This is a genomic window from Dokdonia sp. (genome assembly GCF_039945015.1).
In the GTDB taxonomy this organism is placed as follows: Bacteria; Bacteroidota; Bacteroidia; order Flavobacteriales; family Flavobacteriaceae; genus Dokdonia.
Genome location: NZ_JBDUXP010000031.1, coordinates 97,674 through 123,519 on the forward strand (window position 1 = coordinate 97,674; position 25,846 = coordinate 123,519).

Genomic DNA, 25,846 nt, shown 5'->3' on the forward strand with positions numbered 1-25,846 from the left:
AAAAATATGTTTTATAAAAAACGCGAGCCATCTGGCTCGCGTTTTGCGTTCAAGTAACTTAGGTGTTTAGCTAGTAAACACAAATGTAGCGTTCTTATTTTCTACTGTTGTCGTACTATAAAATAGTACTTGTACTGTTTTTTATAATTGTTAATGCAAGAGAACTATTTGTGAGTTCTGAAATTGTAGTAACATTTATTTTGGCGTTAAGATCTATTGTTTATTGATCGTTAACTAGGGCTTGATTTTTTAACGAATGTATTAAATTTAAATTATCTATAATGATAATTGAATTACTTCGCTAGTTATCAGCGACTTCCTTATCTATAGAATAATGATTTCCTCAATTATAGTAAGATTTTCTGAAAGAGTACATAGGGATATCTTAAAAAAAATCATAATTGTAATTTGGGTTTATCAGTGAGCAAAGCTAATAAAATTTAAAAACTTCATATAAGTAAAATTAACACTTTACTTAAAAACACCGACAAAAGGTAATTTTAATGGCTAAAATACACAATGGTTGTTATTGTTAAATGATCAATATGTTTTGGCGCAAAAAAAATGCGAGCTTTTTAGCTCGCATTTTTTTATACTAAAAACAGTATAGTATCTACTTATCTTGTGAATGTCAATACAGCGTCTATCATGGTTGATGCAGTTACGCCTTGTTGATTGATTTCTTGTGTATCTGATATTACAAGAACCAATAAATTATCGGTAAGTGTTTCAATTGTTGCTTCAGATGCTTCTCCATCTACTATAAAAGTCAATGTATTACCATCTAACTCCCAACTTCCAGAGTTTAAAAAATCAATTCCAGGTACCGTCTGAGTTGTTGTTTGTCCTTCTAAAGTTGTCGTTAAAATAACATCATAAGATCCATCGGCAATAACTTCATTTGGATTTTCTGAAAAAGTAAGCGTGTAGTTGATATTTTCTGTTTCTCCCACAAAACTGGTTGTAATAGATTCTCCTAAAATTTCAGTAGTAGATGTTCCTGTATAATCAAAAGATTCTCCCTGCCATATTCCAGAAATATTTGCAGAACTAGGATTTGAGCTATCATCATCAGAACTACAAGAAGCAACTGAAATTGTAAATAATATAATTAATGTTAGTTTTAAAAATTTCATAAAATTAATTTGGATTAAAAAAAATAAGTTGCGAATGTAATAAAATCTTATTGACTTGTTCTTTTATAAAAAAATAAAATGGAAGAATTTTTTTTGTAAAAATGAACTACCTATAGTGATTTAATGGATATAATAGTATCCTAGAAAAATATAAGTTATTACCCATATACTTAGTCAGTAATAGGTGAATAGTATAAAGATAAATGAAGCCCTAAGATGATGTAGCGTTTGTTGTATCTATTTGTAAAGTAAATGATATAGAAGTCTAAAACAATCCGTGCAATTGGGCATCTATTTTATTAATAATCTCTCCTAAATCTTCAGGATTGTCTACAAAATTAATATTATCGACATCAATAATAAGAAGTTTTCCTTTGTTGTAGTCGTGTATCCAAGCTTCGTATCGTTCATTAAGACGACTTAAATAGTCTATACTAATAGAATTCTCATAATCACGGCCACGTTTGTGTATTTGCGAAACCAGATTAGGAATAGAGCTACGTAAATAGATCATTAAATCTGGAGCGTCTACCACACTTTCCATTAAGTCAAATAGAGAACGGTAATTATTAAAATCACGATTAGTCAAAAGACCCATTGCATGTAAATTGGGAGCAAAAATAAAAGCATCCTCATATATAGTGCGATCCTGTATAATACTTTTCTTACTGTTACGTATTTCTAGCAATTGTCTAAAACGACTATTTAAAAAATATACTTGCAGATTAAAAGACCAACGCTCCATGGCATTATAAAAGTCGTCGAGATAAGGGTTATCTACCACATCTTCAAACTGTGGAGTCCATTTGTAATGTTTGGCAAGAAGTCTTGTAAGGGTCGTTTTTCCTGCGCCTATATTCCCGGCGATTGCAATGTGCATTAGATTATTCTTTTGATTTGTTGAGTCTGAAAGAGGTCAAATTTTGACCATTGTAAATATAAAGGATTTCATCCTTGATCGAAAACTGTTTTAATGTAATTTCTGGAATTTCAATTTTTAAAAATTCATTTTCTCCTAAGCTCCTATAATACAACTGTTCTTCTATAATAGCAAAGATAGTATCTTGATACTCCATAATAGATGTAATCTCATCTTTGATGGGATATGAATTGATAAAACTCCCGTATATGGTATATGAATCAATAGCTGATGCTGTTTTTATCCAAGACACATTAAAATTACTAATGAGCTCTTTTATAGGTTGAGAAGTAGGCGGAAATTCTGTCACTACTTTATTTTGATTATAATTAAATATTTCTAACCGTTGTGTGTCTGTATTATAAATCCATAATCGTCTATCTCCAGCAGTCGTAGCGTGACTTACATTTCTAAACTCTTCAATATCACTAAAATTAATACGTCTAATCTCAGCAAGGGTATTGTCTAGAATAACAGCGGTATTAGCATCTTTATAGAAAACAGTTATTTTAAGAGGATTAATCAAGTCTACGCTTGTAATTTCTCCAAGATTAAGTGCTGTAAACTCAATAGTGTTTGAATCACTTTTTTTGTAAAAGGTATTATTTGAAATGTAATAGCTATTCTGGAAGTTGTCTACTCCTACAAAACGTTCTGTTTGTAAAGGAACACTATTTAATTTTGTAGCGGTATAGGTTTGACCACACATAAAAGTATGTGTACAGAATAATAGGAAAAACACTAAGAATCTCATAGGAGAGGCAAAGTACAAAAATCTAGCCGTTTTAGAGATACGCTTTCGCGAAAGCAAAAAAAACTTTTATCCCTTTTTAAATCTTGTTTGTATTAGCAAATTAATTTATATCCAAACCCTCTTACGTTTACAATAGAGATGGTAGGGTCTTCTTTCAGTTTTTTACGAAGTTTGGTGATAAAAACATCCATTGATCTACCATTAAAAAAGTCATCATCACCCCATAATTTTTTGAGAATAAGAGATCGGTCTAGAACTTGATTTTTGTTCTTATATAGATGAAATAAAAGATGTGCTTCTCGGTGGGTTAGGTTTTGTGTGTTTTCGCGAAAGCGTAATACCTGTTTTGGAAATTCAAATATATATTCGCCTATTTTTAGAGTATCAGCGTTTTTTTGTTCTAAACTTCTATTGAGTAAATTATTAATACGCACAATAAGTTCTTCGATACTAAAAGGTTTTTTAAGGTAGTCATTTCCTCCTATACTAAAACCCTCAACAACATCTGCAGTTTGAGACTTTGCAGTAAGAAATATAATAGGAATGGTGTCATCTAGTTTGCGTATTTCTTTTGCAACTGTAAAGCCATCCATTTTTGGCATCATCACATCGAGTACGATGATAGCAGGGTTGCGATTTGTATATGATTGTAATGCTTGAAGTCCATCTGTACAAAGAGTTACATCAAAATCACGCGTTTCTAAACTCTCTTTTACAATTTGACCTAGTGCTGGCTCATCTTCGGCTAGAAGTAATGGAATCTTAGACATATGGTAGAAGAATTTTAAAATTGGTTGGATTGGTATCTACAGAAATAGACCCTTCGTGTTTTTCTATAATTACTTTTGTGTAATAAAGCCCGATACCAAATCCTTTTACATCGTGAGTGTTTCCTTTAGGAACACGATAGAACTTTTCAAAAATTTGAGAAACTTGCATTTTTGTAAGTTCATTTCCAGAATCAGATATAGCTATTTGTATATTTGATTTTAGCTTTTGTACAGTGATTTTTATGGTATTACCGCCATATTTTATAGCATTATCTACGATATTATCAAGTGCATTTTCTAAATGGAATGCATCTATAGGAATCCATATATTATCATCTTTTGGATCAAAAATAATTTCTTTTTCAGGTTGTGTAGCTGTGTATTTTTGTTGGATACTTTCAAGCAACTCCACCATATTTGTTTCCTGCTTATTAAGTGCTAGTGCCTCACTGTTTATAGTTGCTGTCTCTAAGAGTTTCTCGACCATTTCGTTTAGTTTACCTACTTGTTGAGAAGACATCTCTACATATTTCTTTGTCTTCTCAGCATCATCAGTCTGGTTAAAATGTTGGATACTCTCCATAGCAACACCTATAGTTGCAATAGGTGTTTTAAACTCGTGGGTCATATTACTTATAAAGTCATTCTTGATTTCTGCTAGTTGTTTTTGTTGTCGTATAATATATAGTAGGTATAATAAACTGCCTATAACAGCACTTAGTAATAATACTGAAAGTAATACCCCTAGAAGATTCCTTTTTAAAACAACACTGGCAATATTTTGGACTCCAGCTTTTAAAATACCATCATCTGGAAGTAATAAAGATGAAGAAGTGACAATAAGATCATCGGTTAATGCTTCTTTTTTATTTGTAGGGCAATCTTCAATATGACAATTCTTAAAAACGAGATTATGTTCTGTGTCTATATTCTTTCTAGCTAATTCATCAGCAAATAAAGAATCTATAGAAGAGGTGTCTATTGTATCATCGCTAAAAGAAAGTACAATTTGAGTTGTTAAATCTGAAAGTGCTTTAAAGCGAAAGGAATCTTTCTCTTGAATATGAAAAGGTTCTAATAAAGGAGATGTTTCTATATGTGCATTATTGCTCCATCTTGTATATAATGTATCAACAGCTTGACCATCTAATCCTCTAATGGTAAAAGACCTTTTACGTTTAAGGGAATCTGACGTATATGTGTTTTTTTGGAAAGAAGTTATTTTCTTTTGTTGAATACCTATGATAGAATCTATTTCATCACGTGTTGCTCCTTGAATAGTTAGATAATCCCCAGAAATTAAAGAGTCTTGAATAATAATAGAAGCAATATCTGAGATATTTGCTTCTCCAGCTCGGTCTGTAAATGTTTTAAAACGTTCTGATTTAAAAAAATCTTTGGGATGTGTATTATTACTAAAAAATCCCATTGTGTTTTGAGCAGCCTTATTCTCATAGTATATACTTACAGCATTATCTAGGCTTGTTTGTACATCATTAATGAGTTGTTGTTTTCCTGCCTGATAATTTTTGTAATTCCAATATACCTGTATTGCTAGTGTAATGAGGATCACACTACTTATAAAGTATAAAATGGTTTTATAATTTCTTTCTTGCATACTCCAAAAGTAGGAGGATAATCCCTTGTAAAAAAATCGGTTAACACACGTTAACACTGGTTAACGTAAATATAGATTGAAGATATGCAAATTTGTACTGTTCAAAAATGTATAACCATAAACTCAAACAATATGAAAACAGTACTCACTATTATGATTGCTTTATTTACAGTAATAACCGCTTTAGGGCAAACTGTTGTAAAAAAAGAAACGATTATCTTAACAGACACTCAGGAAGATGACTTCAAGCAAACTATTGTTGATCTTTCAAAAAAATTACAAGCTTCTCTTAATGATGACGAATCATTAAATAAAGGAGATATTAAAGACCTAAAACAATTATTAACAGCGATTGCTGATAATCTTGATGAAAATGAAAATCATCATAAAGTCATTATAAGAAAAGGAGATTCTTCAGAAAACACATCTATTTCATATGCGATATCTATAGATTCTGATGGGGAGATAAAAACAGGAGAGAGTATAAAGGAGATAGATATCACTGAGCTAAAAGAAAAATTAAAAGAAGTTTCAGAAGTGGTACATGAAAGTGAAAACTTAAAAGTGATCATTAAAAAACTAGGCGATAGTGATATTATCATTAAAGAAGAAGAAAAAGAGAAAACCAAAAAACAATAATAATATATAATTAAGGGATAGATATGAAAAATATAATCTTAGCAATACTTGTTACTGTATTCGCTTTCGCGAAAGCAAACTCACAAAATATTCAAGGTGTAGCCACGTACAAAACACAACGACATGTAGATTTTAAAATGGATAGTACCTCTGGAATGGGGGACGAAATGCAAAAAATGTTACAAGAACAATTACGTAAGCAATTCCAAAAAGAGTTTAAACTTACTTTTAATAGTGCAGAAGCTATTTGGAAAGAAGATGTATCGTTAGATAAACCGCAAGGCCCATCTAGTTCTGGAGTTCAAATTGTTATGAGTGGTATGGGTGGAGATGATTATGCTTTATACCAAAATGTAGCAGAGCAGAAGTATACAGAGCAAAATGATTTGATGGGAAAACAGTTTCTTGTTCAAGATATCCTTGAAAAGCCTGAATGGAAATTAGAGAAGGAAACCAAGAATATAGGACAGTATACTTGTTATAAAGCGACACTTACAGAAGAGATAGAAGAACGATCTTTTAGCAGTATAAATGGAGAAGGAGAAGAAGAGGTAAAGAAAGTAACAAAAGTGACAACAGCATGGTATACATTAGATATTCCTGTACAACATGGTCCTGAAGATTTTTGGGGATTACCGGGACTTATCCTAGAAGTAAATGATGGTAAAATGGCTATGATGTGTACACAAGTAGTTATAAATCCTAAAGATGGAATCTCGATAGAAATACCAACAAAAGGGAAAAAAGTAAATGAAAAAGAATTTGAAAAAATCTCTGAAGAAAAATCTAAAGAAATGATGGAGCGTTATAATGGAGGGGGTAGAAAAGGAGATCACAACTCATTTGAGATTAGAATAGGAGGTTAAACAGAATTGCTGTAAATCATAAAGTATTCTTAAAAAAAGGAGGACACTTAAACTTTGATTTAACTTTATAGTCTAAGGTACCAAACATAACTAGACTATGATTATTAAATACGTACGAAGTATCGCAATGCTCTTAATAGGGTTATTTGCAATGACCGCTTATTCTCAAGAAATTAAAGGAGTTGTTACTTACAAGACCAAAACGTCAATAGATCTTTCTCGTTTTTCTCGTGATGGACAACAAATGACAGAACAGCGTAAGAAGCAAATTATGGAGCGTATGAAAAACTTCTTAGAAAAGGAGTACACATTAAGTTTCACAAAGGATGAATCTTTTTACAAAGAAGAGGCAAGACTTGAGACTCCAGGACAAGGAGGTGGTGGTCGTTTTGGAGGAGGCTTTACACAAGGCGGAATCTATAAAAGTGTATCTAATAATACCTATGCACAAGAGAACAACATGTTTGGTAAAGTCTTTTTGATTAAGGATACCATTAATAATCTTACTTGGGAACTGGTAAAAGAAAGCAAGATGATAGGGCAATACCCAGTTTTTAAGGCAGTTGCCACTAGAGATATAGAGCAAAATCTTTTTAGTAGACTTGGCCGTCGAGGAAGAAATAATCAACAAGAAAAGAAAAATGATTCTTTAGATACGGCAAGTACCGAAGATAAAGTAGCCGAAGAGCCAAAAACAGAAACAATCACTGCTTGGTATACGCCTATGATTCCTGCGAGTCACGGCCCAGCCGAATTTGGAGGATTACCTGGTCTTATCTTAGAGTTAAATACAGGAAATACAACCATGTTGTGTACCAAAGTAGTATTAAACCCCCAAGAAGAAATAGCAATTGAAGTACCTGAAAAAGGGAAGAAAGTAACTCGAGAAGAGTATAGGAAAATTGTAGATGAGAAAGCAAAAGAAATGTCTGAGCGTTTTGGAGGAGGTAACCGTCGAGGTAATGGTAGAGGAAGAGGCAGATTTGGAGGTAATTAATAAGTACTTCAAGATGAAGGTAGTATTATAGATAAAACAAACACACACCAAGAAGTATAATATCTTGGGAAACTAAATCAATACAATCAAAATGCGTTTAAAAACTACATTTTTGGTGTTGCTTTTTGCAATGCCCATGGGTCTCTTTGCCCAAAGTATAGAGCTTAGAGGTACTGTAAAAGACAGTATAGGTAATCCACTAGAACTAGCAAATATTATTGCAACAAACAAAGCCGAAGGTACCCTAGAATCTTATGGTATTACAGATGCGCAAGGGCGATATAAATTAGAGCTCTCTGTAAACACAACCTATGAGCTTAAAGTGAGTTATCTAGGACTAAAATCAGAGGTTCAAGATTTTACAGTGGCAGAAGAAGCATCTGATGCTATAAAAGATTTTGTGCTGGTATCAGACCCCAACTTATTAGACAATGTAGAGTTGGTTTACGAGATTCCAGTAACAGTAAAAGGAGATACCATCGTCTATAATACAGATAGTTTTACAAACGGAAATGAGAAAAAACTAGGAGATGTTCTTAAGAAGCTTCCAGGTGTTGAGGTGACTGATGATGGTGAGATAGAAGTCGATGGACAGACAGTTTCTAAAGTAATGATCGAAGGAAAAGATTTCTTTGATGGAGATAGCAAACTCGCTACACAAAACATTCCTGCAGATGCTCTTAAAAAAGTAGAGGTTTTAAAAAACTATAACGAAGTATCCCAAATGCGAGGACTCGGAAATGATCAAAATAATATTGCTATTAATCTTAAACTTAAAGATGGAAAGAAGAACTTTTGGTTTGGTGATATTACAGCTGGTTTAGGAGAAGGAGGTGATGAGTTACGATATACTGCAAAACCAAAACTCTTTTACTACAGCCCAAAAGGAAGTATAAATGTTATAGGGAATTTTAATAATACAGGAGAAGTTCCATTTACCTTTAGAGATTACTTCAACTTTACGGGAGGATTTAGAGGATTTAATAGGCGAGGAGGTACTTCATTTAATGTGTCAGATGGAGGTCTTGGATTCCTGACAACTCAGAATAACCGCGCAAATGAAATTGAATCTGATTTTGTAGGAGCAAACTTTACCTATAGCCCATCTCAAACTTGGGATCTTAGTGGGTTTACAATTCTTAATGATGGTCGAACTAATTTTATAAATAACTCCTTAAATACGTTTATTAATCAAGGTGTATCTCAACAATTTGATGAGGTAAGTGATCAACGTAATCAATTAGGAATGGTGAAGTTTAGTGCTGTTCACAAACCAAGCACAAATCTTCAAGTAGATTATGATATCCTTGCAAAATTATCTAAACAAACAGAATTCTCTGATGGAATTTCTACGGAGCGAGCTACAACGCCAGATGGTACTCTTCTAGAGAGTATTGACGATACAGATCAATCTAAAGAAAACAGTCCGTTTTCTGTAAATCAAAACTTAAATGTATACTATACATTAGACGAGAATAACATCTTTGCAGGGACAGCACAACACCTTTTTCAAGAAGAAGATCCTTTTTATAATGCCTTGGTGAGTCAGCAGCCATTTGAGTCGGTATTACCATTAACCACAGATGGACAAACGCTATTTGATATTAATCAGAATAAAACAATACGAACTAATAAACTAGATGCAAAACTGGATTATTACCATGTAATTAATAAGAAGAGCAATATCAACCTTACATTAGGAAGTACACAAAGTAGACAAGACTTTAATTCAAATATTTTTCAGTTATTAGAAAATAACGGAATTAATAATCTTGAAAATTCTCAACCAGATCCAGATACTGGAGACATATCCTCTCTTGGAAATAATGTGCAGTTTAATTTTAGTGATTGGTTTTTAGGAGCACACTATAAGTTTAAGACAGGCATATTCACATTTACACCAGGAGTAACGTTACATAGATATGGTATACGAAGTGATCAAGGAGGAAGTGTGACAGATGAAGTCGAGTGGAAAGTCCTTCCAGATGTATTTGCGATTGCTCAATTTGCTCAAAGCAAAAGATTACAACTTAACTACCAAGTAACGGCACAATATTCTGATGTGACTAGTTATGCAGAAGGCCTTGTCTTTAATAACTTTAACCGTTTGTTTAGAGGAAATCGTAATCTGGAGAATGCATTATTCCATAATATAAACCTGAACTATTTTAGTTTTAGTATGTTTAATTTCACCAGTGTTTTTGGAGGAATTAATTATAGTAGACGTATAGATCCTATCAAAACAGCAGGAGTTTTTCAAGGAATTGACCAGATCTCATCACCTATTAATAATACCAATTTTGCCGATGAAACCTTTGGAGGGAATGCACGTTTTTCTAAAACGTTTAAGAAGTTTAAATGGAATATACGAGGAAATGTTTCTTGGAGTGACGTAAATAATGTCATTAATAATCAAGATCGTAACACTAAGAACTTTACTCAGAATTATCAGTCAAGCTTTGAAACAAACTTTAAAGACGCTCCTAATTTTGAAATAGGATACAATTATACAAGTACTCGATCTGATAATGGAACTACAGACCGTACATTTTTAACCAATAGACCCTTTGCAAACTTTGAAGTAAATTTCTTAAAAGGATTTACTTTTGGAGCAGATTGGAGCTATTATGATTATGATGACAATGATGATAGTACAGATTTAAGTAATACGTATCAATTCTTAGAAGCCAACTTATATTACCAAAAACCAGAAAGTAAATGGGAGTTTAGAGTACAGGCCACAAACTTATTGGATGTAGATGTAATCAGTAATAATAATGTAAGTGATATTAGCATCTCAAATACAGAATATTTTGTACAGCCTAGATATGTTATCTTTACTGTGAAGTATAATTTATAATATACTTTTATACGCTTTCGCGAAAGCGTACACAGAAAACTAACTATTTAATAAACTACATCATGAAATTTAAGACAATCCTATACACACTATCCTTGTGCTTTTTATTAGCATTGGTATCGTGTAAAAATGGCGAAACAGAAAAAACAGCATCATTTCTAGAGGGCCTCACAGAAATCCCCGAAGCTGAATTTGGGAAGTATGCAGCAGAGCTAGATAAGGTTGTATTTTACTCAACAGATGGAGCTACCCTTGAAGAAGAAGAACTAAATGATTATTTTTCTGAAGGAGCACGACCTGTATTGTATAAGGATGCAAATGATAAATTAATACTTGGTGTTGTTGCGCCTCCTACAGATGAGCAAAAAAAATCTATGGAAGCTATGATGGCTCAGTTTGAAGCTGAAGAAGCAAAACTTCAAGAAGCTATAGGAACTCCTGCAAAATCATTTGATCTGGTAGATTATGAAGGAAATCAAGTAACTTCTAATGAATTAAAAGGAAAGATCACAGTAGTTAATTTCTGGTTTAAGGAATGTAAACCTTGTATTCAAGAAATGCCAGAACTTAATGAGCTAGTAGAAACATATAAAGACAATGCCAATGTGCAATTTATGGGATTCTCTACCACAGCAAAAGACCGCTTACCTTCCTTTTTTGAAAAGCACAATTTTGATTATCGTATCATTCCAGATAGTCAGTCATATGCTATGCAAAATGGTATTACAGGATATCCTACAAATATGATTATTGATCAAGAAGGAAATATTGCATTCTTAAAAACAGGTTTTATTCCTGGGATTGCAGAAAATATAAAAGCAGAAATAGAAAATCTTTTGTAATAAAATAAAAAGAATAGTATAAGAAAGGCATCTATTATTTAGATGCCTTTCTTATTTTGTTTTCCTATTTTTAAGGAGACAAAAAATATTAAAATTATATGATTATAGATACACTCCAACAACTTTATAAAAAAGACCTGACAAGACTTAAAACAGAGATAGCTTCTTATGGTAAAGAAGAAAACCTTTGGGTGGTTAATGGAGAGATTTCTAATACAGCAGGAAATCTTTGTTTACATCTTATAGGCAATCTTAATGCATTTATTGGAGCGCAAATAGGAGGAACAGGATATGTGCGTGATCGTACGTTTGAATTTTCAGGTAAAGATGTATCTAGAGAAGAATTAATACGCCAGATAGATGATACGATAACTGTGGTGCAAAATTCGTTAGCTGGTGTTGATGAGAACCTCTTACAATCGGACTATCCATTAGTCGTTTTTAAAGAGAAAATGACGCACGAGTTTTTTCTAATACATTTAGCATCTCATCTTAACTATCACTTAGGACAGATCAATTATCATAGACGCTTATTAGATATTTAATGTATAAAGAATAAAAAGGGTTTGTCTATCCCTTAAATTTTTAAGATTACGGCTTGATCTTTACAGGAACAGGACCTCCACTACTTATCCATCCTCCACCTATCTCATCTAGATTCACATCTAGCTCATCACTGGTATTTATACTATATATATCTACTCTTAATTCATCATACGTATCAATGTTTTTGATGTTTACATCCAGTTGTTCTGAAGCAGTTAATCGTACATTAATAGATCCATCTTCATTCACAGGGATCAACCCATAATTTGTATAAGGTGCGTTTACAGTGTCTGATGTAGCGTGTGCTTTAGGAAATATATCGGCATCTTTTAATGCAATAATAGAAAGTGCAATAGCAATTACAGTAAGAACAGATTTTGTGTAACGATCAGTTTTCATAATTTCTTGTTTTAGTTATCCTTGAGAATATATCAAAAATAAAGCCATATCTTTTGCTTTAAAATAAACTTTTATGGAGGATATTACTTATGACAAGAGTCGAGTAATTAATTTTAGTGATGCCGTTTTTTCTATTGCGATGACATTACTTGTATTAGAAGTTGCTGTGCCTAGTTTTTCTGAGATAAAATCTCAAAGCCTTGGTCAAGTCTTGGCAAATAGAATCCCTGACTTTATAGGCCTCTTCGTAAGTTTCTTGGTGAGTGGACTTTATTGGGTCGCACATCTTAGAATTATAAGATTTGTGAGTACTGTAAATGGGAAATTACTATGGATTAATATATTTCTATTACTATCTATTGTGTTACTGCCTTTCTCTACAGCATTATTTGTAAAAGGGTTCGATTATTCGGGACCTTTTATGTTTTATTGTTTTAACCTTGCCGTTATTGGTATTTTGAATAATTGGATGTTATGGTATGTGTATCGTAAAGAAAAAGGAGGAACAGGGTTTACAAGACTTTATTATTTATGGTATCGTAATCGAGGATTAAATGTGATCATTGTATGGTTGTTAGGAGTTTTATTAGTTACAGCGGCACCTAGTATAGCACGCATAATTTTTATCTTCATTTTTGTGAATCAGTTTTTTATTGATCGCTATTTTAAAAGAAAAATTCAAAAGGCATCAGAAGAATAAAAACCAGTGTGTTTTCTGCAATTCGGTTAGATGTAATATGTACATATTCTAAAACAGTATTTCTTAAAAATAAAAGAGGCAAGTCATTTCATACTTGCCCCTTCGTATATGTTGTAAAGTATTCTTGAAAAAGAAGTTTTACTCTATTTTTTTACCTTTCATTTTTTGTCCATTCTGGTGTAATGTGACGCTAGTAACAGCATCTGTAGTATCTCGAGTAAAAGCAAGCTTTGCAGGAACTACTTTTAAAAAGAAAAGATCTTTGTCTTCTCCAAAAACTTCGACTTTAGATTGTCCAGTAGCTTCTGCAAAAAGACGATTTCCTTCGGTGGTGATTGTAATATGAAAATTAGGATTCAATTCATATGTACCAACATACTGTTTTATGACATTTGGATTGAGTGTCATTTCTTCTTTTTCTGCAGAAGATTTTTTATCAATTTCAATCCCTATTTCTTCTTGAATACGGTTTTTAAAGAGCACTTTCTTTTTCCCATTTTCGTTTGAAAAGATATAAGTAACAAAACTATCGTCAAAAGAAAAAACATGATCATTTATAGCGTGAATAGCAATTTTACTGCTTCCATCTCGCTGACTATAGAGTTGTCCGTCTTCAAGCGTCACAAATCGTAATACATCATTAGAAAAGGCATACGTGCCTGTCCATTGTTGTAATTGTTCTTGTGTGAGTTTTATAGTGTGTTCTTTGGTAAACATAGGTGTGTCCATCACCATACCAGCAAGCCGTATTGCTACATCTTGTGGAGAATTCCCGTTTGCATTAGTAAGGATAATTACATAAATATCTTCATCTGGAATATATACTCCTTGAGAGACAAAACCAAAGATACCACCTCCATGTTCTATACTTCCTTTGTTATTAAGTTCGTTAATTTGCCATCCATATCCATAATTGGTCAATGCTCCATTATTTAAAGATGTATTAGTGTGTGCTTTTGCTTTGCTGCTAGCTTTTATAAGTGTGTTGTTATGAATGGCATTGTTCCATAATAACATATCATCTACACAAGACATCAGGGATCCGGCTGCATAAGGTATCGTCATGCTTATTTGGGTTGCATTTCTAAAGCCATTCTCAGTAGGTTGATATCCATAAGCTCTGTTTTTTATGATTCTTGATTTACTCCCATAATATGAGTTTTTCATCCCAAGTTTGTCAAAAATGCGCTCTTGTATGAAGTCTTCATAAGACATATCTGTAATCTTTTCGATGATATGACCTAGGATGATATACCCAGAATTATTATAACGCCATTCTTCTCCTGGGGCAAAGTCGACAGGTTGTGATTGGAAAAACTCTATGATTTCCAAAGGCGTTTTATCGTCTTTGGCAAAACTCTGAAGATCGGGTATGTCTGTATAGCTCTTGATGCCCGATGTATGATTAAGTAAATGAAGGATGGTGATATTCTCTCCATTAGGATAAGTAGGAATATATTTTGTAATGTTATCGTTAATGTTGAGTTTTCCTTCTTCTTCGAGCATTAAAATAGAAACCGCCGTAAATTGTTTTGTAATAGACCCTATTTCAAGAACGTGTTCGGGCTGCATTGCTATATTGTTTTCTAGATTAGCTTTCCCAAATGCATTGCGATAGATGATATTTCCTTTTTTTGCAACAAGAACTGTGGCGCCAGGACCGTTTTCTGGATATTTCTCTGTAAAAATTTTGTCAAATGTAGTCGTTACATTTTGTGCGCTGACTAAGGCGACAAAGAATATGGCAAGTAGCGTGTTGAAGATTTTCATGTGGTTTCGTTTGATTGATTACCAGTATGACGACTTATTTGTGGTATTAGTTACAAGAAAGAATATATAATTTTAGAATTATGATCTTGAGAAGGAGGAAGGTGTCTTATATACGCTTTCGCGAAAGCGAACTAAACCAAACAAAAAAGAGGCAACCAATAATGATTACCTCTTTATTATATTATATAATGATTCTTTTTCTAGAATCCGAAAGCCGTTTTTACCTTAGCTACATAATCAAGTTTTTCCCACGTAAATAACTCAACCTCTATATCTTTTGTAGTCCCATCTAGACGCTCAAATGTTTTGGTAACCGTTTCGTTCTTACGTCCCATATGTCCGTATGCCGCTGTCTCGCTATACATAGGAGAACGTAGTTTTAAACGTGACTCAATAGACGCTGGTCGCATATCAAAAACTTCAGTGACTTTTTGTGCGATTTCACCATCGGTCATATTTAAGTTAGATGTTCCATAGGTGTCTACAAAAATACCCATAGGCTCTACAACACCAATAGCATATGATACTTGTACAAGAACTTCATCTGCTACACCAGCAGCGACAAGATTTTTTGCAATATGGCGTGTAGCATACGCTGCACTACGATCTACTTTTGAAGGGTCTTTTCCAGAAAAAGCACCGCCTCCGTGAGCTCCTTTTCCTCCATATGTATCTACAATAATCTTACGTCCAGTAAGTCCTGTGTCTCCGTGAGGTCCTCCTATCACAAACTTGCCAGTAGGGTTGATGTGATATTTAATATCGTCGTTAAACAATGCACCTACTTGAGTAGGTAATTTTGCTACAAGTCTTGGGATTAATATCTCAACGATATCTTTTCTGATTTTGGCAAGCATGATTTCATCCTCATCAAAATCATCATGCTGTGTAGACACTACAATAGCATCAATACGTTGAGGTACATTATCATCACTATACTCTATTGTTACTTGACTTTTTGAGTCAGGACGTAAATAAGTGATTTCTTTTTCTTCACGACGAAGTGCTGCAAGCTCAATAAGGATTTTATGAGAAAGGTCTAATGCAAGTGGCATTAGGTTTTCTGTTTCCTTAGTAGCGTACCCAAACATCATTCCTTGATCTCCCGCACCTTGTTCTTCTTTTGAATCGCGATCTACACCACGATTAATATCATCAGATTGTTCGTGTATGGCAGAAAGCACCCCACATGAATTACCATCAAACATATACTCTCCTTTGGTATATCCTATCTTATTAATGGTGTTACGCGCAATCTTTTGTACATCGAGGTAAGTATTACTTTTTACCTCTCCTGCAAGTACTACTTGTCCAGTAGTTACAAGGGTTTCACACGCTACTTTTGAATCTGGATCAAAAGCAAGAAAATTATCTATAAGTGCATCAGAAATTTGATCTGCTACTTTATCTGGATGTCCTTCAGATACACTTTCTGAAGTAAATAAATATGCCATTATTTGTTTGTTTGATAGTTTGAAGTCGATTTGACGAAAGCATCCTAGGAAAATTACACCGAGATTGAAGTTTCAATCGTACTACAGTAATTATTTTAGGCATTTTTTTAAGAGGTTGCAAGCGGTCAAATCTATCCTCAATAATTATGATGGCAAATGTACATAAACTTTTAAAATTGACAAGACTATTAGCAATCTCTTAACGAGATGATGAGCAAAGTGTGTTTTTGTTTCAAAAAATACACTTTATGATTCTATTTTTTTATAATAACTCCTGTTTTTCAGCATACTAAATAGTTCAAACTCTTTTTTTACCTTTCCTTTTACGCTTTCGCGAAAAACAATACAATCTCTGTATAGATGAACATAAAAATGAAATGCCAAAAAGCTATCAAATTTGTATTGAAAATTTGCAATAGCACAGGATTAAGAAAATATTTCCTTAATAAAAGTAAAATCCAATAATGTCTTTATTAGGAAGAAAATTGCTTGTTTTTTCAAAGAAAACACTGTAAAACACCTGAAAAACGCATAAAATTGGTTATTTTTGTAAAATTGAAACGACGTAAGAAATCTGACCAAGTTATTTAATCAGATTTAAGGATTACCCTTGAATTTGTAGATTAAATAAATAATAAAAAGAAGCAATTATTTGAATTCTAACCAAAATACCCCTGTAGCGCTTCAATCCCTAGATGAATTAATTACGGCTCTTTCTGAAGAGGACAGTAGGAAGTACAATTACATAATACATTCAATAAAATTTTCGGCAGACGATTTTGAGGACTATTGCTCATGGTCTAATGACTGTTATACTAGAAATTGTATTGTTGACAACGAAAAATTTGAATTAATCTTAATCTGTTGGTGCGAAGGGCATAGTACGCCAATTCATGATCATGGAGGAGAAGAATGTTGGGTAAAAGTCATTGATGGCGAGTTCAAAGAAACAATTTATAAAAAAGAAGATGATGGTGAATTAAAAGCTGTTAGATCTTCGATTTCAAAACAGAACGATGTTACCTATATGAAAGATTTTATGGGATTTCATCGATTAGAAAACCTATCTAATAACAGAAGTATGTCGCTTCATTTGTATGCAAAACCCATTCGTGCTTGCAATGTTTTTGATGAAAACTCAAAAACATTTGTAAACAAAAACTTGGGATATGATACCATTGCATAATTTAGTACTAAACTTAAAAAGAGTAAAACAAAATGTCTGATATAAGTAAAGACTTAGCTTTATTTAATGAACTCGTTGAGGCTTTAATTAATGAAGAGGAGAAAAATCCAGTGGCAGAAAGAATAGAAGCGAGTACATTGTATGACGCGATTGATCTTTCACTCAATGAATCTCCAATGATTGATGATGCATTTAAAACAGTGCTTCAAAATGTGCTTATTTCTACTCCAAAAACAGCTACCAATTTATTTTTCAATCAACTTTTTGGAGGAAGACAAGGCAAAGCAGTTATAGGAGACTTACTTGCTGTACTACTTAATAATAGTATGTATACCTACAAAGTTGCAGGACCACAAGTTGGGATTGAACAAGAAATCATCAGACAATCTTGTGATTTAGTCGGTTATGGACCACAAAGTAATGGTACATTTCCAACAGGAGGCTCCATGAGTAACTATATGGCATTGGTTATGGGACGTGATGCAAAAGATCCTAGTTGTAGGTTAAACGGAATGTCTAAACCAATGGTAATTTATACATCCAAAGAATCGCATTATTCAAATGCAAAGAATGCTAGTTTTGCTGGTATTGGAAGAAAAAATATCCGCTACATACAAGCCGATTCAAAAGGAAGAATGATTCCAGAAAAATTGGAAGAACAAGTTCTCGATGATATTAGTAATGGGTTTATTCCTACCTATGTAAATGCGACCGCGGGAACAACCGTTTTAGGAGCCTTTGATCCAATTGATAAAATTGCCGATATTACCGAGAAGTATGCCATGTGGCTTCATGTTGATGGCGCATATTGCGGAAGTGTCATTTTCAGCGATACCTATAAACACCTTATAAAAGGAGTTGAAAGATCAAATTCATTTAGTTATAATGCACACAAAATGCTTGGAACACCTTTAACCTGCTCCATCATTTTAGTGAATGATAAAAAACAATTGCACGATTCGTTTAGTAATGATGCAGATTATTTATATCAAACAGATGGAGATGACTTTAACTTAGGTAAAACGTCATTCCAATGTGGAAGAAGAAATGATGCCTTAAAATTTTGGACACTATGGAAATCTGTAGGAACAACTGGTTTAAAGGAGATTGTAGATCAGCAATTTGAATTGGCAAATGTTGCTCTTGATTACGTAAGAGCCCATCCAGATTACACTTTGTATAGTTTTGATGATTCAATTTCTATTTGTTTCAATTATAAGGATATTGACCCAACGACACTTTGTACTGCATTGTATGAACACCAAATTACGGTGGTAGGATTTGGATCTTTTAATGAAGATACATTTATCAGATTGGTCACAATTAATGCAAATAATGAAAAACAAGACATCTTAAATTTCTTTAAAGTCCTAGAAGAATTTGTAGAGAAGACACCCAACTTAACAAAAATAAAGGAACTGAGTATTTAGATATATAAGAGCTTCTGAGAGGAAACTGTTACATCATACATATAATGTCTTTTTACGCTTTCGCGAAAAATAATACAATGACATTATGACTAAATACAAAAAGCCGAACGTAATATACGTTCGGCTTTTTATATTTTCACTCCTAGCGGTATCAACCAAAGATAATCACTAGTAGGAAATTTTAATCACAATTAAAGTTTGTATTGCATTCGCATGCGGAATTTCTTGGATCGCAAGTTTCCCCATCGTCAGTTAAAAAAATTGGACCATCAGAATCTGTACCTGGACTTATAGGCCCGGCTCCTTTGATATATAATGCATTTAAACGTGAAATAGCATACTTATTTAAGGATAATTTTTTCATTGATTTTTTCATGATTATTTAAATATTAAGATTGATTATTCTTAGAGAATTAGTTGATTGAAAATTTTATATGTAATAGTATATAAACAATTTTAGGACGAGATATGATCCGATAAACATTTACCAATTTGCTTATTAATAGTTGTTTATGGCGAGTTGTGAAAATGCTTTAAATAAAAGCGATACATAGTATAACGTATATCTTTTATCTATAATTAGATTCTACTCTTAACAACGTCTGTTACAAACTAGTGCTAACAGAAAGTTTATTGACATTTTAAACTATTAATTATTTAGAATTACGGTTTCACCGTAACATGCTGATAATCAACTATTTTTATTAACTTAGACATATTATTAATTTAAAAATAAAACTATGTTAAAAAACATTTTAAGTTTAGGTACGACTCTAAACAAAACGGAACAAAAATCTATTCAAGGAGGATTTGGACCTACTGAATATTTAGAACATTGCGGTCCAGGAACAAACGGCTATGCTTGTTTGACTGGATTACCACACTGCCCAACTGGTCATTGCTCAGGCGGTATTTGCTCACCAGATACAAATGGTTAATTTGAGTAGATGTTGAAATTCTTTGACATCTATCTTTTTAAGCTTAATATTCAAAATTTAGCAAAAGAGATGAACCTTTCAAATAATGATATTTTGTGGAGATAGACACAAACCATGAGTGTCTTTAAATGATCAAGGATTTTATTATTTTTTAAATATTATTTATTATGGAAAAATTAATTTTAAATATTGGAAAAGTTAGAATTTTAAATAATGTAGAACAAAAATCAATTAATGGGGCAAGTCAGTGCTATTTTGGTTGCCATGAAAGTTGTTTAGCTAGTTCTAATGGATGTCGATCACATTATGCCGCTTGTATGGATATTTGCACTCTTGATTGTTAAGGTAATTTGTATAGTAATAGATCAGAATAGAACTTTTAAAAGTAATGACGCTCATTTACAATGGGTATTATACATATAACTTGTTTTATATAATCCTATATAATCATACAGATTTAAAATAATTTTAAAAAGCTCAAAGATGATATCATCTTTGAGCTTTTTTGATGCATAGGTTTTGTTTGACAACATATTCAATACAATAGCAGAAACAGCCGAAGACAAATGCAAGCGAAAATATAACCTCTTGTATACGAAATAATAATAGTGTTTTATTATATGTCGTCTTGGAACACTTATAAAACCTTTAGTAGTCTCAACCCAAATGCTACTCCTTTCTTGTGAAAACTTAATGAGTAGAAATTAATACCATCAAGATATACTTGATTTGAAGAAGAATTTTGAATTCATCTATCGAAGCTTTTATAATAACAGATTTGAATCTTAAAAAAATAGTGTTTTAACTTGCTAATTAATAGTGTTTTAACTCATTTGTTCTTGATATTAACGTACTATATTAGACTAGATATTAAGTTGAAAACGATTAGAACTGTATCATTAAAAACATATATTATGGAAGCAAATAGACAAAAGGTAGAGACACTTTTACAGTATTTCAATCAACCTTCACTAACTCCAAAAATGATTGATGAAGAATTTGAGCGACAAGGTCGAGATATTGGTATCAAGACAGCCAAGAATATTATAATGACTAGAGATCAGTTGTTAAATCAAAATGGAGTGGGATTTACTGACCTTGATGAGATTGATCAGGTTTCTGGAGTTGGATTAGTCAAATTTCAATTGATTCTGGAACATTTTAACCTAGGAGAACCATCATCAAGTGACTCTCAAAGCCCTAACAATGCTATTTGTATTAATCCAGATGATCTTCGTTATGAGATTAAAGACGTTCTGAGAACTGAACTTAATAATTTCCAATATTTACAAGGACAAGGACAAGGACAAGGACAAGGACAAGGACAAGGACAAGGACAAGGACAAGGACAAGGATCCTTAGGTTCTGGACCTGATTTTGGAGATTCGCTTTTTACACATCAAGCAAATCTAATAGGAATACAAGTTCCTATTCTTGCTGATGCAAGAGCAGAAGCCGCAAAGTGGATTCTAGATCAAATCATAGAAAATCTTAAAGATAAAGGAGGTGATGATGGGAAAACCACTGCCGATTCGAGTGTGACCTTTCCATGTGAAGCTAAGTATTCGGCTTCGGTAAATGGAATGGGCTTTAATAAAGAAAAATTCTATTGGAACGTGACTACTGCAGAGCGGAATAAATATGATCCCGTACAAAAAAAAGCAGCAAAGAAAGCAGCCGAAGCAGCACTCGAAGTACGGTTAAGAATGTTAAAAGCCTTTAATTGTGAACCTAAATGCAAGAAGTTTTTTGAGGTTACTTATGGAGAGCCAACGTACTCTCCTTTTGTATGGAAGGGGAACTTTAATACTTATGTCACTTGGAAATGTGTTATCAAGGCTACCGTAAAATATGGTTGCAAACTTTAAGTTGTAAAGTAAATACATTGCCCATTATGAGTATTCGCTTATAACGAATATTTACAGGACCTCTTAAAAACACAAAAGCCATGCGTAATAATATGTGTGGCTTTTTGTATTAAATACAATATCATTTATTGTAGACCAGTAGTAACAGAGTGATATATTAAGTAAAAATACAACTGTAAATATTTCTTAAATAATCAGTTTATAAAGAAAATAATATGGTAAAAATTGAAATAATTAATTTTTATAGAAAATTTTTCATAAAAAATTTGGATACTAATATTTTCTGTTGCAATATTTGCACTCAGAAAGTTCAATGATTTATTGAAAATGTTATCAAGAAAGGCTGAGGGATTAGACCCATTGAAGCCTTAGCAACCCTTTCACTTAGAAAGTAGGTGCTACGTTCTACCCTGAGTATGTTAGTCATTTTTGACATCAAGGATAGATAACATCGAGTACATACAGCAGTATGTAGGCATGTAATTTCTTATAATATTTTTCTTTTAGATATTTCGCGCAAGCGAAGTGTTTGACTTTTGTTTTTAATCTTTTATTAAACTCAAAAATTAGAAAAATGAGTACACAAAATCTAGTAACCTATAAGTTACACACAAGGGAAGCAGTAGCCATAGGGCAAAATAGTTTAGATCCTATATTGCAATCTATAGTCTATCAGCCAGAAAGTAGAAGCACTTTAAAGCAGTTGTTTACGATATCCAATATCTCAAACTCGTAAAAAGAAATGCTTACTACGTACACCATCCAAGATTTTACAACCCGATCAGGATACACCTGTGATCTGGAAGTTACTTATCAGCTCTTTGGAAAACCACTGGGAACTGCTCCCGTAGTATTGGTTACCCACGCACTTACAGGAAATTCTTCTGTGACTGGACCAGAAGGATGGTGGAATGCTTTGATAGGACCAGAAAAAGCAATCGACACTCAAGAGTATACAGTACTGGCTATTGATATTCCAGGAAATGGATATGATAATCATCTAGATCATTTAGTTACAGATTATAAAGAGTTTCATAATCGAGATATTGCAATAATACATTATAAAGTAATTCAAGAATTAGAAATTACAACGCTCTTTGCAGCAATAGGAGGTTCATTAGGCGGGCAGATTATTTGGGAATTAGCGATAGAACAACCAGACCTTATAGAACATTTGATCCCAGTAGCCACCGATTGGAAAGCGACCGATTGGGTCATCGCACAATGTAGTGTACAAGAACAAATCCTGACACATTCAGATCGCCCTATCCATGATGCGCGTATGCATGCAATGACATTTTACCGCACAGCAGCCTCTTTTACTGCAAAGTTTAATAGGTCAAAAAACAGCGAGAAGGAAATCTATAATGTCCAGAGTTGGCTGTTACATCACGGAGAGCGTCTAGAAGAACGTTTTGAACTTGCTACCTATAAACTGATGAATCATTTACTAGGATCTGCTTCTATTATAGAGGGAAGAGATGAGATTCATACAGTTTTTAAAACCATAAAAAGTACGGTACATCTTGTCGCAATAGATTCTGATGGATTGTTTTATCCAGAACCTATACATAACACGCATCAATTATTAAAAAGTGTTGGTGTACAAAGTCATTACCATGAGATACATTCTATTCATGGGCATGATGCTTTTCTAATAGAATACGATCAATTATCAGCTATTGTTAAACCTATATTTTCAAACATATTATGTCATCAACTATAAATATTGCCATTTTTGGTATTGGTAATGTAGGGAGTACGCTCATTGCACAAATCGCCGATTTTAATACTAAAACAAAAGGCACAAAAATCAATCTTTTTGCTATTGCAAACTCTAAACAGGTCTTGTTAGATCATGACATTGCAAGTTTTTCTTGGGAAGATCAATTTAAAGCAAAAGCAACTTCATATGAGATAGATGATGTATTCGCTTTCGCGAAAGCGAACTCCTTAGAAAACCTATTGGTTGTAGATGTGACAGCAAGTGCCATTTTTGTAGAGAATTACCTGCTGTTTATTCAGGAAGGGTTTCATATCGTGACGGCAAATAAAATAGCCAATACATTGTCTTTTGATTTTTATCAAGAACTACGTAACTCACTTATCACGCATAAGAAACAGTTTTATTACGAGACCAATGTTGGTGCTGGATTACCTGTGATAGAAACAATTAAAAACCTACACCATAGTGGTGAAGAGATATATAAAATACGTGGAGTATTTTCAGGTTCTTTGAGTTACCTGTTTAATACTTTTTCAAAAGAAGAAAAAGCTTTTTCAGAAATCCTACTAGAAGCAGATGCCTTAGGGCTTACAGAGCCAGATGCGCGTGAAGATCTTTCAGGGAAAGATGTAGCGCGCAAATTGCTCATTTTAGGAAGAGAGTTAGGTCTTGATAAAGAAGTGCAGGATGTAAAAGTACAATCACTCGTCCCAGCTACTTTAAACGGAAAAACGACAGTAAAAGAATTTCGTCAAAACATAAAAAAGTTAGATCCCGTTTTTAAAACGAGTAAAGATGAGCTAGGAAAAGGAGAAGTACTGCGTCACGTGGGAGAGTTAGATTTGAAGACCCGTAATCTTGAAGTAAAACTTATTCAAGAACCTAGAACGACAGCTCTTGGTCAAACAAAAGGAGCCGATGCCATTTTTGAAATTTATACCAAGTCTTATGGAGAACATCCACTAGTTATTCAAGGAGCTGGTGCAGGAAAATCAGTAACCGCCAGAGGTGTCTTAAGTGATATTTTAAAGGTAGCACAAAGCTTGAATTAATACTATATACAAATACATACAAGGAGAAGATATAACTTCTCTTAGAGAGTGATAGAATCAAATAAATTAATGTTGAAAAGGAAATAATAATGAGTTATAATAACCCAGAAACCCAAGCGATACGACTGCAAACAGAACGCTCGCAACATAGAGAACACTCTACGGCAGTGTACCTCACATCAAGTTTTGTTTTTGATGATGCAGAGGAGATGAGAGCTTCATTTGCAGAGGAGAAACAACGTAATATTTACAGTAGATATACCAATCCTAATAATCATGAACTCGTACAAAAGATATGCGCCTTAGAGGGAGCAGAAGCAGGACATGCATTTGCTACAGGAATGTCCGCAATCTTTAGCACATTTGCAGGGTTGCTAGATAGTGGAGATCATGTACTCTCGGCGCGATCTATTTTTGGAAATACACACACCTTATTTACAAAATATCTCCCTAAATGGAATATCACGCATACCTATTTTGATGTCAATGACCTAGATACTTTAGAGGCGCTTGTACAGCCAGAAACAAAGATTTTATATATCGAGTCCCCTACAAATCCTGCTACCGATATTGTAGATCTAGCGTTGTTGAGTACGTTTTCGCGTAAGCATAACCTTATTTTTATTGTAGATAATTGTTTTGCAACACCATATTTACAGCAACCTATAAAATTTGGAGCCGACATTGTGATCCACTCAGCTACAAAATTGTTGGATGGACAAGGACGTGTGATGGGAGGAATTGCTGTGGGAAATGCAGACTTGATAGATACGGTGTACCGTTTTGCTAGAATTACAGGACCCGCATTATCACCTTTTAATGCTTGGACGTTGTCTAAAAGTTTGGAAACATTGGCTGTACGTGTAGAAAAACATTGCGAAAATGCACATAAACTTGCCACATGGTTAGAAAAACACCCAAAAATACGGCAAGTGAGGTATCCATTTTTAGAATCGCATCCGCACTATGAACTTGCAAAAAAACAAATGAAATTGGGAGGAAATATCGTAACGATAGAAGTAGAAGGAGGATTGCAAAGTGGGCGTGTATTTTTAGACAATGTTAGGATGTGTTCATTAACAGCAAACCTAGGAGATACAAGGACTATCGTGAGTCATCCTGCGAGTACTACACACGGAAAATTGAGTGCCGAAGAGCGTCTGGATGTAGGGATTACTGATGGCCTTATTCGTATTTCTGTAGGGCTTGAACATATAGATGATATCATTCAAGATCTGGAGAATTCTTTAGAGGCAATTCAATAAATTTTTAAACTTTAACATAAAAATCGCAAGTTTTAAGATAGACGTATGACTATAAATTTTAAATTTGCTGTTCTATTATCCTAGTAATCCTATAGGATAATAGGTTATTAA

General features: G+C 33.3%; 24 protein-coding genes and 1 riboswitch. Of the genes, 16 read left to right on the forward strand and 8 right to left on the reverse strand.

Annotation, left to right across the window (positions count from 1 at the left end):
- Positions 1 to 617: 617 nt before the first annotated feature.
- The 5 genes from ABJD27_RS22565 to ABJD27_RS22585 all read right to left on the reverse strand — a co-directional run bounded on the left by ABJD27_RS22565 (position 618) and on the right by ABJD27_RS22585 (position 5,197).
- On the reverse strand, positions 618 to 1,136 hold the full coding sequence (locus ABJD27_RS22565) for a lipocalin family protein (RefSeq protein ID WP_348169327.1): 519 nt from the start codon (positions 1,134 to 1,136) through the stop codon (positions 618 to 620).
- Positions 1,137 to 1,401: 265 nt separating this feature from the next.
- The gene (locus ABJD27_RS22570; protein ID WP_348169324.1) at positions 1,402 to 2,016 is read right to left on the reverse strand and encodes a deoxynucleoside kinase; all 615 of its coding nucleotides are present in this window, start codon (positions 2,014 to 2,016) and stop codon (positions 1,402 to 1,404) included.
- A gap of 4 nt (positions 2,017 to 2,020) precedes the next feature.
- Positions 2,021 to 2,764, reverse strand: a complete 744-nt coding sequence (locus ABJD27_RS22575) for a hypothetical protein (RefSeq protein ID WP_348169321.1) — start codon at positions 2,762 to 2,764, stop codon at positions 2,021 to 2,023.
- A gap of 137 nt (positions 2,765 to 2,901) precedes the next feature.
- Positions 2,902 to 3,579, reverse strand: coding sequence for a response regulator transcription factor (locus ABJD27_RS22580; protein ID WP_348169318.1), 678 nt, complete (start codon positions 3,577 to 3,579; stop codon positions 2,902 to 2,904).
- Positions 3,572 to 5,197 carry a HAMP domain-containing sensor histidine kinase gene (locus ABJD27_RS22585; protein WP_348169315.1) on the reverse strand — a complete coding sequence of 542 codons (1,626 nt, stop codon included), beginning with the start codon at positions 5,195 to 5,197 and terminating at the stop codon, positions 3,572 to 3,574. Before ABJD27_RS22585 ends, ABJD27_RS22580 begins: the two co-directional genes overlap by 8 nt.
- 132 nt (positions 5,198 to 5,329) lie before the next feature.
- On the opposite strand from ABJD27_RS22585, the gene ABJD27_RS22590 reads away from it, so the two are divergent.
- From ABJD27_RS22590 to ABJD27_RS22615, 6 genes are all read left to right on the forward strand, one after another.
- Positions 5,330 to 5,836, forward strand: coding sequence for a hypothetical protein (locus ABJD27_RS22590; protein WP_348169312.1), 507 nt, complete (start codon positions 5,330 to 5,332; stop codon positions 5,834 to 5,836).
- 23 nt (positions 5,837 to 5,859) lie between these two features.
- The gene (locus ABJD27_RS22595; RefSeq protein WP_348169309.1) at positions 5,860 to 6,702 is read left to right on the forward strand and encodes a GLPGLI family protein; all 843 of its coding nucleotides are present in this window, start codon (positions 5,860 to 5,862) and stop codon (positions 6,700 to 6,702) included.
- Between the two features lie 97 nt (positions 6,703 to 6,799).
- Positions 6,800 to 7,699 carry a GLPGLI family protein gene (locus ABJD27_RS22600; protein ID WP_348169306.1) on the forward strand — a complete coding sequence of 300 codons (900 nt, stop codon included), beginning with the start codon at positions 6,800 to 6,802 and terminating at the stop codon, positions 7,697 to 7,699.
- A gap of 91 nt (positions 7,700 to 7,790) precedes the next feature.
- Complete coding sequence (locus ABJD27_RS22605; protein ID WP_348169303.1) at positions 7,791 to 10,559, forward strand: TonB-dependent receptor; 2,769 nt, start codon at positions 7,791 to 7,793, stop codon at positions 10,557 to 10,559.
- A 62-nt stretch (positions 10,560 to 10,621) separates the two neighbouring features.
- A complete protein-coding gene (locus tag ABJD27_RS22610; RefSeq protein WP_348169300.1) occupies positions 10,622 to 11,401 on the forward strand; it encodes a TlpA disulfide reductase family protein in 780 nt (259 codons plus the stop codon).
- Positions 11,402 to 11,499: 98 nt separating this feature from the next.
- Positions 11,500 to 11,946, forward strand: a complete 447-nt coding sequence (locus ABJD27_RS22615) for a DUF1572 family protein (RefSeq protein ID WP_348169297.1) — start codon at positions 11,500 to 11,502, stop codon at positions 11,944 to 11,946.
- Between the two features lie 46 nt (positions 11,947 to 11,992).
- Here ABJD27_RS22615 and ABJD27_RS22620 read toward each other — a convergent pair whose 3' ends face one another.
- A complete protein-coding gene (locus tag ABJD27_RS22620) occupies positions 11,993 to 12,346 on the reverse strand; it encodes a hypothetical protein (protein ID WP_348169294.1) in 354 nt (117 codons plus the stop codon).
- A 73-nt stretch (positions 12,347 to 12,419) separates the two neighbouring features.
- Here ABJD27_RS22620 and ABJD27_RS22625 point away from each other — a divergent pair, with 73 nt between their 5' ends.
- Positions 12,420 to 13,046 carry a TMEM175 family protein gene (locus ABJD27_RS22625; protein ID WP_348169291.1) on the forward strand — a complete coding sequence of 209 codons (627 nt, stop codon included), beginning with the start codon at positions 12,420 to 12,422 and terminating at the stop codon, positions 13,044 to 13,046.
- 138 nt (positions 13,047 to 13,184) lie between these two features.
- Here ABJD27_RS22625 and ABJD27_RS22630 read toward each other — a convergent pair whose 3' ends face one another.
- Positions 13,185 to 14,816: a serine hydrolase gene (locus ABJD27_RS22630; RefSeq protein ID WP_348169288.1), complete on the reverse strand. Its 1,632-nt coding sequence runs from the start codon at positions 14,814 to 14,816 to the stop codon at positions 13,185 to 13,187.
- A 200-nt stretch (positions 14,817 to 15,016) separates the two neighbouring features.
- A complete protein-coding gene (gene metK, locus ABJD27_RS22635; RefSeq protein WP_348169285.1) occupies positions 15,017 to 16,270 on the reverse strand; it encodes a methionine adenosyltransferase in 1,254 nt (417 codons plus the stop codon).
- A 652-nt stretch (positions 16,271 to 16,922) separates the two neighbouring features.
- On the opposite strand from metK, the gene ABJD27_RS22640 reads away from it, so the two are divergent.
- The 9 genes from ABJD27_RS22640 to ABJD27_RS22680 all read left to right on the forward strand — a co-directional run bounded on the left by ABJD27_RS22640 (position 16,923) and on the right by ABJD27_RS22680 (position 25,735).
- Positions 16,923 to 17,456: a cysteine dioxygenase family protein gene (locus ABJD27_RS22640; protein ID WP_348169282.1), complete on the forward strand. Its 534-nt coding sequence runs from the start codon at positions 16,923 to 16,925 to the stop codon at positions 17,454 to 17,456.
- A 32-nt stretch (positions 17,457 to 17,488) separates the two neighbouring features.
- Positions 17,489 to 18,886: a pyridoxal-dependent decarboxylase gene (locus tag ABJD27_RS22645; RefSeq protein ID WP_348169279.1), complete on the forward strand. Its 1,398-nt coding sequence runs from the start codon at positions 17,489 to 17,491 to the stop codon at positions 18,884 to 18,886.
- A 740-nt stretch (positions 18,887 to 19,626) separates the two neighbouring features.
- Complete coding sequence (locus ABJD27_RS22650; protein WP_348169276.1) at positions 19,627 to 19,824, forward strand: hypothetical protein; 198 nt, start codon at positions 19,627 to 19,629, stop codon at positions 19,822 to 19,824.
- Between the two features lie 167 nt (positions 19,825 to 19,991).
- Positions 19,992 to 20,168 carry a hypothetical protein gene (locus ABJD27_RS22655; RefSeq protein WP_348169273.1) on the forward strand — a complete coding sequence of 59 codons (177 nt, stop codon included), beginning with the start codon at positions 19,992 to 19,994 and terminating at the stop codon, positions 20,166 to 20,168.
- Positions 20,169 to 20,738: 570 nt separating this feature from the next.
- Positions 20,739 to 21,692, forward strand: coding sequence for a hypothetical protein (locus tag ABJD27_RS22660; protein WP_348169270.1), 954 nt, complete (start codon positions 20,739 to 20,741; stop codon positions 21,690 to 21,692).
- A gap of 327 nt (positions 21,693 to 22,019) precedes the next feature.
- A riboswitch (SAM riboswitch) is annotated at positions 22,020 to 22,144 on the forward strand.
- A gap of 122 nt (positions 22,145 to 22,266) precedes the next feature.
- The gene (locus ABJD27_RS22665) at positions 22,267 to 22,428 is read left to right on the forward strand and encodes a hypothetical protein (RefSeq protein ID WP_348169267.1); all 162 of its coding nucleotides are present in this window, start codon (positions 22,267 to 22,269) and stop codon (positions 22,426 to 22,428) included.
- Between the two features lie 6 nt (positions 22,429 to 22,434).
- Entirely contained in the window at positions 22,435 to 23,418 is a 984-nt protein-coding gene (locus ABJD27_RS22670; RefSeq protein ID WP_348169264.1) for an alpha/beta fold hydrolase, read from the forward strand.
- Positions 23,403 to 24,470: an aspartate kinase gene (locus tag ABJD27_RS22675; RefSeq protein ID WP_348169261.1), complete on the forward strand. Its 1,068-nt coding sequence runs from the start codon at positions 23,403 to 23,405 to the stop codon at positions 24,468 to 24,470. The genes ABJD27_RS22670 and ABJD27_RS22675 overlap by 16 nt, the downstream gene beginning before the upstream one ends.
- An 89-nt stretch (positions 24,471 to 24,559) precedes the next feature.
- Complete coding sequence (locus ABJD27_RS22680; RefSeq protein WP_348169258.1) at positions 24,560 to 25,735, forward strand: aminotransferase class I/II-fold pyridoxal phosphate-dependent enzyme; 1,176 nt, start codon at positions 24,560 to 24,562, stop codon at positions 25,733 to 25,735.
- Positions 25,736 to 25,846 lie beyond the last annotated feature (111 nt).